Raw genomic sequence first — 15,475 nt, 5'->3', positions numbered from 1 at the left:
GAAGTTGTGAGCCATTTGCCGCCGCGCCAGGCGCCCCAGCCGATGACAATGGACGATTATGGTGCGATTCGCGGGGTCATCACGCCGCGCTTCTTCGCCTATCTCATCGACATCGTCGTCATCGCGCTACTGATGCTAGTGCTGTTCATGGTTGTGGCCGTCCTTGGGGTCATCACCTTCGGCCTCGCCTGGTTCCTGTTTCCCTTGATCGGCGCCTGCACGGGCATTCTTTACAGCGCGGTGACGGTCAGCGGCGAACGCCAGTCGACCATCGGCATGCGCCTTATGGGCCTGAAGGTCATCGGCCCCTATGGTCGGCCGGACTTCATCACGGCGGCCATCCACGCCCTATTTTTCTATGTCGCCGCCAGCACAGGCTTCCTCCTCGCCATCGACATCGTCACCGCCTTCGTGCGGAGCGACCGGCGGATGCTCCATGATGTGCTCGCGCAACTCACCGTGATCCGTGATTGAACGATCGACCCGGTTCTCGTTTCCCAGCCGTGGCTCGCGCGTATTCGATATTTAAGAGCCGCGGGCTCGGTGCTATCGTGAAGAGGGTGAAAGGATCGCACCAATTGAATGAGCGGGCGCCAGCGTGACCACACAGCCGCGCGATACTCCGCAGTTTTACCTGACCGCTCCCTCGGCCTGCCCCTATCTGCCTGGGCGCGAGGAACGCAAGGTGTTTACGCATCTTGTGGGAAAACGCGCGTCGGAGATCAATGATATCCTCACGCAAGGCGGTTTCCGACGCTCCCAGACCATTGCCTATCGCCCTGCCTGCGAGACCTGCCGGGCCTGTGTTTCTGTCCGCATCCTGGTCAACGAGTTTGCGCCATCGCGCAGCTTCCGCCGGATCCTCACCGCCAATTCCGATCTCACGGCCGAGGTGCGCAGCGCCACACCGACATCCGAGCAGTATGGCCTGTTCCGGCACTATCTCGACACACGCCACGCCGATGGCGGCATGGCTGATATGACCGTGCTCGACTATGCGATGATGGTGGAGGACAGCCACGTCACGACTCGCCTCATCGAGTACAGGACGCCCGGTACCGGGCCCTATCTCGACCGCTCCGGCGCTGGAGATCTCGTGGCGGTGGCATTGACCGACATTCTCGCCGACGGCTTGTCGATGGTCTATTCCTTCTACGAGCCCGATGACGGCAACCGCAGCCTTGGCAGCTACATCATCCTAGACCATATCGCCAAGGCGCGGGAATTCGGCTTGCCCTATGTCTATCTGGGCTACTGGGTCGAAGGCTCGCGGAAGATGCACTACAAGACGCGCTTCCGCCCCCAGGAACGCCTGCTGCCGCACGGCTGGTCACGCATCGGATAATAAGCAAGACAATTCAATCAACTAAACAAAAAACATAATGTCAATTGTCATCATCAACCGCGCCACGCGCGATGGCGATCAGGCGGCGGCATTCGCGTAACTCATCCAGCACCATGCTGAGGCGAGTCGCCGACGTCTCATCGAGGCCGCTATGTCCGAGGGCCGCGAAAGCATCGTCAGGCTCCAGCCTTTCATCCGCGCTGTCGAGCGAGTCAACATCCACGTTCCGCGCGCTGCGGGCCATGTCAGGGCCGTGCAAGGCCTCGTGGTTGCGCAGTTGATAGGTTCTTGGACCCGCTTGGGCGACTGGCTCTCGCAGATCGGCATCGACCACGGGCATGGTCGGGGTCTGCTGCCACACCGCCTCGAGGCTCTGTTGCTCGCCGTGATGAGCGTGCTGCTCTGGGCCGCCGGCCGGCCTCATCTCACCCGTTGCGGCGGTGGCATGACCGCGGCCGTCATTGGTGTCGGCTTCATCGAAATCATCGGCGAAACGTTGGCCGGCATTGATCGACGAAAGCTGATGGGGTTCCTGCCAGACCTGCTGGACGAAGCGCACGCCTTCCTGCTTCAGGATGCGCTGGACACCCTTGATCGTGTAGCCTTCACCGTACAGCAGATGGCGGATACCGCGAAGAAGCTCGACATCATCGGGGCGATAGTAGCGTCGCCCACCACCACGCTTGAGCGGCTTGATCTGTGTGAAACGCGTTTCCCAGAAACGCAGGACGTGCTGCGGAACGTCGAGTTCTTCCCCGACTTCGCTGATGGTGCGAAAGGCGTCTGGGCCTTTGTCCACCGTCTACTCCTCCGTGCACTCGTTCTCGATTCCGCCGGCCTCGGCTCTATGCCTGAGATCCGAAATCGTCCCCCCGCTCAGACCTAACCGTCCTGGCTCAACCGGGTCTGCCCCTGAAAACATCACCGACTCAGATGACGCGACCTTCCAAGAATAAGACGCGATTGCACTCGCTTGCAAAAGCTAATGGCAAAACTGATGAAAAGCGGACACGTTATAGGCCGCTTGGTTGTGGATGGCGCAGCCATGAGCGTTTTCAGAAAAGCGCACAGGAATCTCGACAGCCGCCCTTAGCGGCCCTCAAAAGGCACGCTCGTGCAAAAAACGACGACGAAGCCTCAGGCTTCGTCCTCGACTTCCAGGCCATTGATGCGGGCGCGCAGCACGTTTGAGGGCTTGAACACCATCACGCGCCGGGGATCGATCGGCACTTCAATGCCGGTCTTGGGATTGCGTCCCACACGTTCGCCCTTGTCGCGCACGATAAACGAGCCGAAGGACGAGAGCTTCACAGTCTCGCCGCGCGCCAGGCAATCGCACATTTCGCTGAGAACGAGCTCGACGAGCGCGGCCGATTCAGTCCGGGATAGTCCGACCTTCTGATAGACCACTTCGCAGAGGTCCGCGCGCGTTACCGTCCGACCTGCCATGGCACCCTCTTGCAAGCAACCTTTAACAACAGAAGCATCTCACTGAATTACAACGATATTCAGTCGCGGCAGCCCGGTCAATCACAGACGCGACCGTTCCACGACATATATTGTCGGCCCGTAAAGAGCGGACCAGATGGCAGGTCGATCCCCGCCCCTCACCAGCGGACAAGCGCGCTGCCCCAGGTGAAACCGCCGCCCATGGCTTCGAGGAGCACCAGATCACCGCGCTTGATGCGTCCGTCGGCACGCGCCGCAGCCAGCGCCAGCGGTATGGACGCGGCGGACGTGTTGCCATGCTGGTCGACTGTGATGACCACCTTCTCGGGTGCGATGCCGAGCTTCTGGGCGCTGGCGTCTATGATCCGTTTGTTCGCCTGATGAGGAACGAACCAGTCGATATCCTCGGCCGTGAAGCCGGTGGCGCGGAAAGCGTCCTCGATGACATCCGTGATCATGCCGACCGCGTGACGGAAGACCTCACGCCCCTCCATCCTCAGATGCCCGACTGTGCGGGTCGAGCCGGGACCGCCGTCCACGAAGAGCTTGTTGCGATGTCGGCCATCGGACCGCAGATGAGTGGTCAAGACCCCTCGATCACCGGCACCGCCGCCCGAGACCTCCTGCGCCTCCAGCACCAGGGCGCCTGCCCCATCGCCAAACAGCACGCAGGTGGTGCGATCGCTCCAGTCCAGCAGGCGTGAGAAAGTCTCGGCGCCAATGACGAGAGCCCGGCGATGAGACCCCGAGGTCAGGAACTTGTCGGCCGTGGCCAGGGCAAAGACGAAGCCCGAACAGACTGCCTGAAGATCGAAAGCCGCACCATGGGTGATGCCAAGCTCCGCCTGCACCTGGGTGGCGGTTGCCGGGAAGGTGTAATCTGGTGTCGATGTCGCGACGACGATGAGATCGATTTCATCGGCGGAGACACCTGCGTCGGCGAGCGCGGCCTGCGCGGCGCGCACGGCGAGCATCGACGTGGTTTCCCCGTCGGCCGCGATGTGTCGCGCGCGTATGCCCGTGCGTTGCACGATCCATTCGTCGGAGGTCTCGACCAAACCGGCGATGTCACTATTGGTCATGATGCGTTCAGGCAGGTAAGCCCCGCCGCCGCAAACGACTGATCTCAGCCGAGACACTTGTTTGCTCCTCAGTCCCTCGCCCACCACTTCTCGCGGCGGCGGGCCGCTTCTTGTCCGGCGCAGACCCCGTCAGGCGTCAACGACCGGCTCAAGCTGCAGTTTCTCCAACATGGCGCGGATCTGATGGACCAAATCATGCCGCGCCATGTCATAGGCGAGTTCCACGGCGCTTGCAAAACCGAGCGCGTCCGTGCCGCCGTGGCTCTTGATGACGCTGCCTTGCAGCCCAAGGAAGATACCGCCATTCGAACGGCGCGGATCGAGGGTCCGCCTCAGCGAATCAAAGGCGCCCTTGGCGAAGAGATAGCCGATACGCGACATCAGTGTCCGGCCCATCGCGTTTTTGAGGAACGTGGCGATCTGCGTTGCCGTTCCCTCGGCCGTCTTGAGCGCGATATTGCCGGAGAAGCCCTCCGTCACCACGACATCCACGGTGCCACGGCCGATGTCGCTGCCTTCGACGAAGCCCTTGTATTCGATCTGCGGAAGGTTGGCCTCGCGTAGGATCCGGCTCGCCTCCTTGATGGCGTCGAGCCCCTTGATCTCCTCCACGCCGACGTTGAGCAGGCCGACCGTCGGGCGCTCGATGTCGAAAATGACATTGGCGAGCGTCGCGCCCATCACCGCCAATTCCACGAGATGGCGCGCGTCGGCGCCAATCGTCGCGCCGACATCGAGCACGATGCTCTCCCCGCGCAAGGTCGGCCAGATGGCGGCAATCGCCGGCCGCTCGACCTGGACCAGCGTCTTCAGGCAGAACGTGGCCATCGCCATGAGCGCGCCGGTGTTGCCCGCCGAGACAGCGACGTCCGCCTCGCCCTTCTTGACCGCCTCGATGGCGAGCCACATGGATGATTTGTAGCGGCCAGCCCGAAGCGCCTGGCTCGGCTTGTCATCCATCCGCACGGCGATTTCCGCGTGGCGTAGCTCACAAGCCTTGGCAAGCGCGGGATGCGCGTCAATCAAAGGCCGAACCTGCGCCTCGTCACCATAGATGATGAAACGGATGTCCGGCCGCCGCTCAAGCGCTTTGGCGGCCCCGGGAATGACGACGGCAGGCCCGTGATCGCCGCCCATCGCGTCGAGAGCGATCCTAATCGGTGAGGACATGGTGCCTATATTGATCTCCGCAACGCCGAGGGCCGCAGTCGACGCGCGGCGGACAATAGCGCCTCGTCATAGGCTCGCAACCTGTATTTTGAATAGGCGCCGGTCATGGTGGGAGTCGGGAAAACCTAACGATATCAGCTGAGATGATCGCAGACCAAAATGCAAGCAGGACTGCTAGTTTTGCCCCTCGGACTTTGTTCTCAACCGTGACAACGCGGCAAAAGGCGACGGTTTGTCAACCTGCTCCCTCAGTTCATCCCTTCGCGAAGACGCGCCGTCACCCTCCTCGTCCTCCGTTTGGAAGACCGCCCCGGGCTTGCGGGGATAAGGGTCGACCCCAAGGGCAAGAAACTCGGCCGCCAATTGGCCGAGATCAATCGAGCCATCGACGATTTCATCCGGTGGATCCGCATCCGACAACCGCATTTCCGCGCTGCGGCCTTCGGGCTCGCTTCCCCGCCGTCCCCCGCGAGAACGGCTCTCGTCCCCGTCCCAGTCGTCCAACCGACGCTCCTCGAGCGCGCGTTTGGATGGCTCCGCCGCGAAGTCCACCTCGATCGGTTCCACCACATCACTGGCGAACGGCTCCAACGTCACGACGCAGATCTGCTCGATCCGCGCCCGCACCTCACCCTTCACCTTGACGCGCTTCGGCGTACCGGAGAGGCGAAAACTCGCATCAAGCCGATGGATCGCAGGCAGCCCGAAACTTTCGGCCAGAGCCGCGCGTTCCTCGGGTGTCGCGCTACGCTCCACTTCAAGGCCCTGCGGCGGGATATCCACAACGGCGCAAGGCCAATGCAAAAAATGGTCTTCTCGTGCTGCCATGGCAGTTCCCTCGATCACCGCGAGCAGGACGAATCACCCGGCCGACTGCTGTGATCAGTCTCCTTTCCTATCAGGATTCGCATCCGGAGCCCTGCCCCGATCGATCTATCACCTCGGTATCACGCCCGGTTCCGGAAAAAGCGACGCCGATGCAAGAAGCGCGTCAAAATCGAAACCGGCCAGATGCTTGTCCGCGGCTCTGATATAAGCAGCCAGCTCAACTTGCGCATCCCCGCCGGTAACGCCGATGTTGCGCTCCACCGCCGCGCGCAAGGCCGTATCATCCTCTTCCGCCAGCGCCTCGTCGTAGCTCGCCGCGCGCCCATAAAAGGCCTTGGCATAAGCTTTCATGCGTTTCGGCACGGCGAGATCGCCGATTCCGATCTCTCGGAAAGCCCGTTCGATTTCAAGGAACAGACGATCCACAAATTCCTGCGCGAGATCGGGAGCCGGCTCGGGCATGCCCCTGAGGCGCCGAAGAAGCAAGACCGCATGCAGGGTAAGCGATTCAAATCGGCCTTCGACGGTATCCACGATCCAACCGTCGCGGTAAAGTTGCGGCGCCCGAGCGGCAGCGTTCACGCGCTCGAACAGCGACGCCGCGGCATCATCACGCGGTCGGGAACGAAATAACTTGAGAATCATGACGGGCAACGCCCTCCGCATCGCCTTGCCAAAGACATAACCGCGGGTTACGGCATCGGGCTACGTTAGTGCAAGCGAGAATATGATAGCTGCAAAGACGGCATTGAAACGACACGGATGGGCCGAATGAAACTGCGCGAGACTCGACTTCTCTCACGGCGTTCGATGACGTTGGCGCTTGGCGCCACTCTTCTCACGGGCCTTGCCGCCTGCTCCGGCCGCGAAACCATTACCCGCGGCTATGTGTTGGACGAGCGCGCGTTGGCGGAGATCAGGCCGGGAACAAGCGTCGATACGGTCCTCGCCAAGTTGGGAACGCCCTCCACCGTTTCAACCGTCGGCAACAAGACCTTCTACTATATCAGCCAGACGCTGAAACGGACGGTCCAGTTCATGGAGCCGTCGATCGTCGATCAGCGCGTGATCGCCGTCTACTTCAATTCGGCCTTCAAGGTCGAGCGCGTCGCCAACTACGGCATCCAGGACGGCCAGATTTTCGATTTCATTTCCCGCACCACCGCGTCGAGCGGTCAGGAGCAGAACTTCCTCCGCCAGATCTTCCGGGGCGCGGGTGGCGGCAGCTTCAACCCCTTCGGCGCCTGACGTCCAGGAACCTCGTCTATGCAAGAGGCCCCGCGAGCGCTCGCGGGGCCTTTTTTTGCGACATTTTTCCAGCAATTCCAGCAAGGCACAGCCCTCACCCGGGCCGTGCCGAACGTTTTTATGATTAGAAATGCGCGAGCACCGCGAGCAGGAGCAAGGCCACGATATTGGTGATCTTGATCATCGGGTTGATGGCTGGACCCGCGGTATCCTTGTAGGGATCACCGACCGTATCACCGGTCACCGCCGCCTTGTGCGCGTCCGACCCCTTGCCGCCGTGATGGCCTTCCTCGATATATTTCTTGGCGTTGTCCCAGGCCCCGCCGCCAGAGGTCATCGAGATTGCGACAAAAAGACCGGTGATGATGACACCCAGCAGCATGGCGCCGACCGCGGCGAATGCATTGCTCTTGCCGGCTACGGCGTAGATGACGCCATAGGCGACGAGCGGCGACAGCACCGGCAGCAATGATGGAATCACCATCTCGCGGATGGCTGCCTTGGTGAGCATGTCGACCGCCCGGCCATAATCGGGACGATCGGTCCCCTTCATGATGCCGGGCCGTTCGCGGAACTGCCGACGCACTTCCTCGACAACGGAACCAGCGGCACGGCCGACGGCCGTCATACCCATCCCCGCGAAGACGAAAGGCAGGAGGCCACCGAACAGGAGGCCGACGACGACATAGGGATTTGACAGCGAGAAATCGACCGTCACACCGGCAAAATAGGGATAGTTGGCGCTGTTGCTGGTGAAATGCGCGAGGTCGGAGGTGTAGGCCGCGAAAAGCACCAGCGCGCCGAGGCCGGCGGAGCCGATGGCATAGCCCTTCGTGACCGCCTTGGTCGTATTACCGACCGCATCGAGCGCGTCGGTGGACACACGCACTTCCTTCGGCAGCCCGGCCATCTCGGCGATGCCACCGGCGTTGTCCGTCACCGGCCCGAAGGCGTCGAGGGCGACGACGACACCCGCCAGCGCGAGCATGGCCGTGACGGCGATCGCGATGCCGAACAGGCCAGCGAAGCCATAGGTCACCAGGATGCCGGCGATGATGATCAGGGCCGGCAAGGCCGTTGATTCAAGCGAGACGGCAAGCCCCTGGATCACATTGGTGCCATGCCCGGTCACGGAGGCGGAGGCGATGGAGGTCACCGGCCGGTAGCCCGTACCCGTGTAGTACTCCGTCACGATGACGATCAGCGCCGTGACGACGAGGCCCGCGCAGGCACAGATGAAAAGCGCCCCCGATGTGAAGGTGACGCCCGTCGTCGTCGTCATGACGGTCGAGAAGCCGCCGAACACGAGCCAGGTCACCAGCGCGATGGCGACGATCGACAGTGCGCCAGCGCCAATGAACCCCTTGTAGAGCGCGCCCATGATCGACTGGTTGGCGCCGAGCTTCACGAAATACGTGCCTATGATCGACGTGACGATACAGGCCGCGCAGATCGCCAGCGGATAGATCAGTACGGATTCGAGCAGCGGCCCTCCCGCGAAGAAGATCGAGCCGAGCACCATCGTCGCGACCACCGTCACCGCATAGGTCTCGAACAGGTCGGCCGCCATGCCGGCGCAATCGCCGACATTATCGCCGACATTGTCTGCGATGGTCGCGGGATTACGTGGGTCATCCTCCGGGATGCCCGCCTCGACCTTGCCCACGAGGTCGCCGCCGACGTCCGCCCCCTTGGTGAAGATGCCGCCGCCGAGGCGCGCGAAGATCGAGATGAGCGAGGCGCCGAAGCCAAGCGCGACGAGGCCGTCGATCACCAGCCGGTCGCCCGGCGCGTGCCCCATGAAGATGACAAGCGCGGTGTAGTACACGACGACGCCGAGCAGGGCGAGGCCCGCGACCAGCATGCCGGTCACGGCACCGGACTTGAAGGCGAGGTCAAGTCCGGCCGCCAGCGAATGCGTCGCGGCCTGGGCGGTGCGAACGTTGGCGCGGACGGAAACATTCATGCCGATGAAGCCAGCGGCCGCCGACAGGACGGCACCGAGCGCGAAGCCCACGGCCACGACGATACCCAGAAACCATGCAAGCCCTATGAAAAGCACCACGCCAACAACCGCGACGGTGCTGTACTGGCGACGCAAATAGGCCTGCGCCCCTTCCCTGATCGCTCCCGCGATCTCCTGCATACGTGCTGTGCCGGCATCCGCCGCCATGACAACCTGGATCGTATAAACGCCGTAGACGATGGATAGAGCGCCTGCCAGCATAATGATAAGCAATGCGGTCATGTTTCCGTCCCTTGATCGACGGGGGTCTACGCACCCTCGGACGGTGCGATCCTGCATTCTGAACGTCGGATTCCCCCAGCCCTTTTTGGCGGTAGCCAGTGCATCAAAATTGCGGGAACAAAGCAAACGCCATTGCGCCCAAGACCCCGAAATCGGCTCAGAAATGGCTATACGAAGGCCGCGAGACGGTCATGGGCGCTCCCCCGCGGCTGAAAGTGACGGCATCGGTGCCTGAAAGCACCTCTCCGATGACAGAGATTGCGACCCCGACCGCGCCGGCCTCCGCCCTGAGACGCTCCATTGCCGCCGGCGTCGCCGTCAACAGGACTTCGTAGTCGTCCCCGCCGGTCATCGCGCTCTCAAACAGCGCAGGCTCAGCCGCGATCGCGTGGCGTGCCGCGTCTGACAGCGGGACCGCGTCGAGCGCCACGCGCGCCGACACACCGGATACACGCATCATCTTCTCGAGATCACCGACAAGGCCGTCAGACACATCCATCCCCGCATGACCATGGGCGCCGAGGAGACCGGCGATCGCATTGCGCGGCTCAGGCAGCAGATAGCGCCGGGCCAGATGCTCCCGGTACACCGGCTTAAGCATCGCGATCCACGAAGCATCCGGGTCGAGCCGACAGCGCAAGCCGAGCGCAGCGTCGCCGATCGTGCCCGTGACCGCAATGAGATCTCCAGGGCGGGCCCCGGTCCGCGCCACCATCCCGCCGGCAGGAACCCGCCCGAAAGCCGTCACCGAGAGCGTGAGAGGTCCCGGTGTCTTGACCGTATCTCCGCCGATGAGCGGACAGCCATAGGCCTTAGCGTCCTCACCCAGCGCTTGCGCAAAAGCCCCTAGCCAACCGGTCGGCGGCACGAGCTGATCCGGCCAAGGCGCCGGCATGGCGAGCGTGAGCAGAAAGCCCAGCGGTGCCGCGCCCTTCGCCGCAAGGTCGGAGAGATTAACGCGGAGTGCCTTGCGGGCGATGTCGCCCGCTGGGTCGTCCGCAAAGAAATGCACGCCGGCGACCAGCGCATCGACCGTCACGACGATGTCCGCGCCTGCGGGCGCGGGGAAGCATGCCGCATCGTCCCGGAGCCCGAGCCCCCCTGCCCCGGCCAGGGGCGCGAAGAATTGGGAGATAAGCTCGTCTTCCGAGAATGCGACTGCGTTCATGAGTGGATGCGTCCGCCATGTGTCATCACCAGCTGACGCAAAATAAGGCTGACGCGATCCGCGAGCAAACGGCCTTTGCGACGCTCCGACAGCCTTCAGCGGATCTGGAAAATCCAGGCATTTTGCCCGGAAATTCAAACATTTGATATAAATCTCGGGATTGTGGTAGTTGAATAATGCATCCTATAAGTGCAATCACATTAACACATCGATAAATACCGATGATTTGAAAATAAAAACATGAATATAAATCAGATAAATCAAATTTATCAGGAAAATCGAGAAATAAAAAACATCACTGATACAGAAATATCCACAGCAGGGAGATCCTCCCATCAAAAATATAATACTTGGCGCCCATCGCCGCATGCGTTCAGGAGCAACCTCATGTTTCACATGCATTTTCAGGACGAGGAACAGGAAGCCGGGCAGAATAACGCCCCCGACAGCTCGAATTTTTTAAGCTGGGCGATCTGCTGGCTAAAGAGTTCGCCTTCGTCGCCGGTTCGGCCGCCATGCTCGACGACGGATGCCGGGTCTCATCCGCAAACACCCGGCCTCGTCGGTCAGTCCGACTATTCACCGCCAGACGCTTCATAGGGCACCCGGTCGGCGCCGTTCGCATTCTGAGCGCTCGGCGGCAAAATGGCCCCCTCGCCTAATCTCCAAACCGGTTGTTCTTGGGGAAGCCTTTTGGCGGCAGCCGTCCGGCCTCGGCACGGTTACCGACCCAATCACGCAGGTCCGCCTCGCCCACGGTCCAGGTGCGGCCTGAGCTGTCCTTCCATGTCAGACCGTCGGCGAGATTGAACACCTTGCCGTCGGCAAGACCGCCATCACGATATTTCTGCAGGCGGACGCCGCGACCGCGCGTCATCTCAGGCGCCTGCGTCGCCGGGAAGACGAGCAGCTTGCGATTCTCGCCGATGACCGCGATGTGGCTGCCCTCGGCCTGTGCCACCAGAGCAAGACGTCCCGACGCATCGACGTTCAGGAGTTGCTTGCCCTTGCGGGTAGTGCCGGTCAGGTCCTCGCTCTTGACGATGAACCCCCTGCCCTCGTGCGAGGCGACGAGGAGCTTCGTGTCCGGCAGGAAAGCGATTGCCGTCACGATATCCGCACCGTCGTCGAGATCGACCATCAGGCGTATGGGGTCGCCATAGCCACGGCCGCCGGGCAGCTTCGCTGCATCGAGCGTGAAGACCTTGCCGTTCGTGGCGAAGACGAGAAGCTTCGCGGTCGTCTCGGTGGCGAGCGACAGCTTGAGACGATCGTCCCCCTTGAACTGAAGGCCGGACAGATCCGACACCTGCCCCTTGAGGGCACGAATCCAGCCCTTTTCGGAAATGACGACCGTGATCGGCTCGCGCTCGACCATCGCCTCGGTGAGATCGATATCGCTGGCCGCCGGTGGGGCAGCGAAGGTGGTTCGCCGACGCCCCAGCGGCGTCTCCGGACCGAATGTCTTGCGAACCGCGCGGATTTCCTGCGTCACCCGCTTCCACTGGGTGGGCTCGGACGCAAGCAGCGCCTCAATGTCAGCCTTCTCGGCCGTCAGGCTTTCCAGCTCACGCTTCAGTTCCATTTCCTCGAGCCGGCGCAGGCTGCGCAGGCGCGTGTTGAGGATGGCTTCAGCCTGCACATCGGTCAGCGTGAAGACCTTGATCAGTTCGGCCTTCGGCTCGTCCTCCTCGCGGATGATCTTGATCACCCGGTCGAGGTCCAGATAGACGATCAGCAAGCCGTTCAGGATCTCGAGGCGACGCTCGATCACACCATGCCGATGGCGCGAGCGGCGCTGCAGGACGTCGCGGCGGTGATCCAGCCACTCGCGCAGCACCTCGGCGAGGCCAAGCACCTTCGGGATCTGCCCGCTCGTCAGCACGTTCATGTTCAGGGACACGCGCGAATCGAGTTCGGTGAGCCGGAACAGCGATTCCATCAGCAGCGTGTCGTCCACGGTGCGCGAGCGCGGCTCAAAGACGACGCGGATGTCTTCCGCCGACTCGTCGCGCACGTCGGCGACAAGCGGCAGCTTCTTCTCCTGAAGGAGCTCGGCGATCTTCTCAATCAGCCGGGCCTTGGCGATGCCATAGGGGATCTCGGTGACGACAGCAATCCAGCCGCCGCGACCGGTCTCCTCACGGTGCCAGCGCGCGCGAACACGGAACGAGCCGCGCCCCGTGCGATAAGCCTCCGCGATGCTGTCGCGGTCATCGATGATGATGCCGCCCGTCGGCAGGTCCGGTCCCTGCACGAAGGTGAGCAACTGGTCGGAGCTCGCATCCTTGTGGCCGATGAGATAGAGCGCCGCGTCGCAGATCTCGGCTGCGTTATGCGGCGGGATCGAGGTCGCCATGCCCACCGCGATGCCCTGGCTTCCATTCGCCAGGAGATTGGGAAAGGCCGCCGGCAAGACGACCGGCTCGCGGTTGGCCTCATCGTAGGTGTCGCGGAAATCGACGGCATCCTCGTCGATATCCTGTAGGAGAAGCCGTGCGACTTCTGTCAGGCGCGCCTCGGTATAGCGCATCGCCGCCGCGCTATCCCCGTCGATGTTGCCGAAATTGCCCTGCCCGTCGACAAGCGGATAGCGCTGCGAGAAATCCTGCGCGAGCCGCACCAGCGCATCATAGATGGCCTGATCGCCGTGCGGGTGGAACTGACCCATGACGTCACCGACGACGCGGGCCGATTTCTTGAAGGCGGCGCCGGGTTCAAGCCTGAGCAGCCGCATGCCGTGCAAAATGCGACGATGCACCGGCTTCAAGCCGTCGCGCGCATCGGGCAAGGCACGGTGCATGATCGTGGACAAGGCATAGGCGAGGTAGCGCTCCTCGAGCGCGTCCTTCAAACCGACGCTTTCGACGCCGTCATGATCCGGCGGGTCGACTGGCTTTCCCATAGTTCGCTCCTTAGAGCATGGACCGTGAAAGCGAAAGGCGACTTTCTGCCCTCACGACACGCTATCCACCGCCAGGCATTGTCGGTCCATAACGTGTATCCCAAGCCCCGACACGCGTTGCGCGACAACAGGCTCCCGCAAGAGAGAACAGGTAGCGAACAAACAACCGCGGCGCAAGCGGTCCATAACAGATACCAGGCCCGGCTTTTCGCCGCCACACCGCCGAGCGCTCCTCGCCCTCCCGGTCGCGAGGTCACTCATTCAGCACGGCCGGCCGCAGAATTTACGATTCCGTACCGCGGGACTGGTATCCCTGCCTTCGATGCTTTCTAATTAGTCAACTTCGGCATGCGTGCCGTCTTTGTAATCGAGACTGATTCGTTGACCGAGAAAATTTCGCCGCTGGCGCCGTTCAGGCATGAGACGTTCCGTGCCATATGGACCGCGAATCTCGCGTCAAACTTCGGCTCGCTGATTCAGGGCGTCGGCGCCGCCTGGATGATGACGACCATTTCGGATTCTGCCGACATGGTCGCCCTTGTGCAGGCCTCCGCGGCCTTGCCGATCATGCTGTTCTCGATCGCGGCCGGCGCGATCGCCGACAATTTCAACCGCCGCGACGTCATGCTGGTTGCCCAGAGCACGATGCTGGTGGTCTCTGTCGGCCTCGCCGTCACGACCTATCTCGGGGTGATCACGCCTTGGCTGCTGTTGACGTTCACCTTCCTGATCGGATGCGGCACCGCCCTCAACAATCCATCGTGGCAGGCATCGGTCGGTGACATGGTCCCGCGCGAAGACCTTCCGGCCGCGGTCGCGCTCAATGGCATGGGCTTCAACCTCACCCGCAGCGTGGGGCCGGCGATCGGCGGCGCCATCGTCGCGTTCGGTGGCGCGGCCGCGGCCTTCACTGTCAATGCCATGAGCTATCTCGCGTTGATCGCGGTGCTCTGGCGCTGGGACCTCAAGCGTCCCGCCAGCACCCTGCCCCGTGAGACCATCGGCTCGGCCATCGCCGCCGGGCTGCGCTATGTCGCGATGTCGCCCAACATCGAGAAGGTCCTTCTGCGCTCCTGCGTCTTCGGCTTCACGGTGATTTCGGTCGTCGCGCTGCTGCCACTCGTGGCGCGTGACATCGTTGGCGGCGGCCCCCTTCTCTACGGCATCTTCCTTGGGGCCTTTGGTGTGGGTGCTGTCGGCGGCGCGCTCATCGCGGAATGGCTGAGACAGACGCTCTCGGCGGAAATCCGCATCCGCCTCGCCTTCACCGGCTTCGCCGTGTGCGCCTTCACGCTCGCGCTGAGCCGGGAGGCCTGGCTCACCGGCGCGGCGCTGCTCGTCGGCGGCGCGAGTTGGGTCATCGCCTTCTCGCTCTTCAACGTCGCCGTACAGCTATCCACGCCGCGCTGGGTCGTGGGCCGGGCCCTCTCGCTCTACCAGACCGCGAGCTTTGGCGGCATGGCGCTCGGAAGCTGGGTCTGGGGCGCGGTCGCGCAGCAATCGGGGCCGGCGACCGCGCTGATGATCGCATCGGCGCTTATGCTGGCCGGTGCTGCACTCGGCTTGAAACGCCTCGGTCTTCCAGAGCAGACCGCCCTCAACCTCGACCCGCTCAACAGCTGGAAGGAGCCGCACCTCGCGCTCGATCTGCTGCCGCGAAGCGGGCCGATCGTCATCATCATCGAATACATCATCAAGGATGAGAACTTGCCGGCTTTCCTGAGCGCCATGGCCGAGCGGCGCCGGATCCGTCGCCGCGACGGCGCCCGCTACTGGACGCTGACGCGCAGCCTTGAGAAGCCCGACATCTGGTGGGAAAGCTACCAGACGCCTACCTGGATCGACTACATCAGGCACAACCAGCGGATCACGAAGGCCGATGCCGCCGTGGGCGAACGGCTGCGCGCGTTGCACAGCGGACCGGAGCGGCCAAAAGTTCACCGCATGATCGAGCGCTCGCCGGAATGGCCGCCACGCACAGCGCCGCGCAAAGAGATGATCGACCTGCACCAGTAGGCGTTTTCAGGTGAGG

The 15,475-nt window shown here is 62.7% G+C and carries 13 protein-coding genes; 4 read left to right on the top strand and 9 right to left on the bottom strand.

Going from position 1 to position 15,475, the window contains the following annotated elements; genetic code table 11:
• Positions 1-6: 6 nt before the first annotated feature.
• Complete coding sequence (locus KIO74_RS04350) at positions 7-474, top strand: RDD family protein (RefSeq protein WP_213330852.1); 468 nt, start codon at positions 7-9, stop codon at positions 472-474.
• Between the two features lie 124 nt (positions 475-598).
• On the top strand, positions 599-1,345 hold the full coding sequence (locus tag KIO74_RS04345) for an arginyltransferase (protein ID WP_213330850.1): 747 nt from the start codon (positions 599-601) through the stop codon (positions 1,343-1,345).
• Between the two features lie 40 nt (positions 1,346-1,385).
• Here the strand turns inward: KIO74_RS04345 and KIO74_RS32400 are convergent, their stop codons facing one another.
• From KIO74_RS32400 to KIO74_RS04315, 6 genes are all read right to left on the bottom strand, one after another.
• The gene (locus tag KIO74_RS32400) at positions 1,386-2,144 is read right to left on the bottom strand and encodes a MerR family transcriptional regulator (protein WP_291978792.1); all 759 of its coding nucleotides are present in this window, start codon (positions 2,142-2,144) and stop codon (positions 1,386-1,388) included.
• Between the two features lie 338 nt (positions 2,145-2,482).
• Positions 2,483-2,794 (bottom strand): integration host factor subunit alpha, encoded by a 312-nt coding sequence (locus KIO74_RS04335; protein ID WP_213324835.1) that lies wholly within the window; start codon positions 2,792-2,794, stop codon positions 2,483-2,485.
• A 158-nt stretch (positions 2,795-2,952) separates the two neighbouring features.
• Positions 2,953-3,933 (bottom strand): beta-ketoacyl-ACP synthase III, encoded by a 981-nt coding sequence (locus KIO74_RS04330; RefSeq protein WP_213330849.1) that lies wholly within the window; start codon positions 3,931-3,933, stop codon positions 2,953-2,955.
• 72 nt (positions 3,934-4,005) lie between these two features.
• Entirely contained in the window at positions 4,006-5,046 is a 1,041-nt protein-coding gene (gene plsX / locus KIO74_RS04325; protein WP_213330847.1) for a phosphate acyltransferase PlsX, read from the bottom strand.
• A gap of 174 nt (positions 5,047-5,220) precedes the next feature.
• Positions 5,221-5,874, bottom strand: coding sequence for a YceD family protein (locus tag KIO74_RS04320; RefSeq protein ID WP_213330845.1), 654 nt, complete (start codon positions 5,872-5,874; stop codon positions 5,221-5,223).
• A gap of 108 nt (positions 5,875-5,982) precedes the next feature.
• Positions 5,983-6,519: a ubiquinol-cytochrome C chaperone family protein gene (locus KIO74_RS04315; protein ID WP_213330843.1), complete on the bottom strand. Its 537-nt coding sequence runs from the start codon at positions 6,517-6,519 to the stop codon at positions 5,983-5,985.
• Positions 6,520-6,645: 126 nt separating this feature from the next.
• On the opposite strand from KIO74_RS04315, the gene KIO74_RS04310 reads away from it, so the two are divergent.
• The gene (locus KIO74_RS04310) at positions 6,646-7,122 is read left to right on the top strand and encodes an outer membrane protein assembly factor BamE (protein WP_249730853.1); all 477 of its coding nucleotides are present in this window, start codon (positions 6,646-6,648) and stop codon (positions 7,120-7,122) included.
• Positions 7,123-7,246: 124 nt separating this feature from the next.
• Here the strand turns inward: KIO74_RS04310 and KIO74_RS04305 are convergent, their stop codons facing one another.
• From KIO74_RS04305 to parC, 3 genes are all read right to left on the bottom strand, one after another.
• The gene (locus tag KIO74_RS04305; RefSeq protein WP_213330841.1) at positions 7,247-9,370 is read right to left on the bottom strand and encodes a sodium-translocating pyrophosphatase; all 2,124 of its coding nucleotides are present in this window, start codon (positions 9,368-9,370) and stop codon (positions 7,247-7,249) included.
• Positions 9,371-9,527: 157 nt separating this feature from the next.
• Positions 9,528-10,538 (bottom strand): thiamine-phosphate kinase, encoded by a 1,011-nt coding sequence (gene thiL, locus KIO74_RS04300; RefSeq protein ID WP_213330839.1) that lies wholly within the window; start codon positions 10,536-10,538, stop codon positions 9,528-9,530.
• Positions 10,539-11,196: 658 nt separating this feature from the next.
• Complete coding sequence (parC, locus tag KIO74_RS04295) at positions 11,197-13,443, bottom strand: DNA topoisomerase IV subunit A (protein ID WP_213330837.1); 2,247 nt, start codon at positions 13,441-13,443, stop codon at positions 11,197-11,199.
• Positions 13,444-13,791: 348 nt separating this feature from the next.
• Here parC and KIO74_RS04290 point away from each other — a divergent pair, with 348 nt between their 5' ends.
• Positions 13,792-15,459, top strand: coding sequence for an MFS transporter (locus tag KIO74_RS04290; protein WP_213330835.1), 1,668 nt, complete (start codon positions 13,792-13,794; stop codon positions 15,457-15,459).
• Positions 15,460-15,475 lie beyond the last annotated feature (16 nt).

The organism is Chelatococcus sp. HY11, from assembly GCF_018398335.1.
In the GTDB taxonomy this organism is placed as follows: domain Bacteria; phylum Pseudomonadota; class Alphaproteobacteria; order Rhizobiales; family Beijerinckiaceae; genus Chelatococcus.
This window is presented reverse-complemented; position numbering and strand designations above follow the sequence as displayed.

What these genes read in the sequence shown, in the direction of transcription:
- KIO74_RS04335 (WP_213324835.1), bottom strand. Translation starts at nt 2,794, where the DNA reads ATGGCAGGTCGGACGGTAACGCGCGCGGACCTCTGCGAAGTGGTCTAT.
- plsX (WP_213330847.1), bottom strand. Translation starts at nt 5,046, where the DNA reads ATGTCCTCACCGATTAGGATCGCTCTCGACGCGATGGGCGGCGATCAC.
- KIO74_RS04320 (WP_213330845.1), bottom strand. Translation starts at nt 5,874, where the DNA reads ATGGCAGCACGAGAAGACCATTTTTTGCATTGGCCTTGCGCCGTTGTG.
- KIO74_RS04315 (WP_213330843.1), bottom strand. Translation starts at nt 6,519, where the DNA reads ATGATTCTCAAGTTATTTCGTTCCCGACCGCGTGATGATGCCGCGGCG.
- KIO74_RS04310 (WP_249730853.1), top strand. Translation starts at nt 6,646, where the DNA reads ATGAAACTGCGCGAGACTCGACTTCTCTCACGGCGTTCGATGACGTTG.
- KIO74_RS04305 (WP_213330841.1), bottom strand. Translation starts at nt 9,370, where the DNA reads ATGACCGCATTGCTTATCATTATGCTGGCAGGCGCTCTATCCATCGTC.
- thiL (WP_213330839.1), bottom strand. Translation starts at nt 10,538, where the DNA reads ATGAACGCAGTCGCATTCTCGGAAGACGAGCTTATCTCCCAATTCTTC.
- parC (WP_213330837.1), bottom strand. Translation starts at nt 13,443, where the DNA reads ATGGGAAAGCCAGTCGACCCGCCGGATCATGACGGCGTCGAAAGCGTC.
- KIO74_RS04290 (WP_213330835.1), top strand. Translation starts at nt 13,792, where the DNA reads ATGCGTGCCGTCTTTGTAATCGAGACTGATTCGTTGACCGAGAAAATT.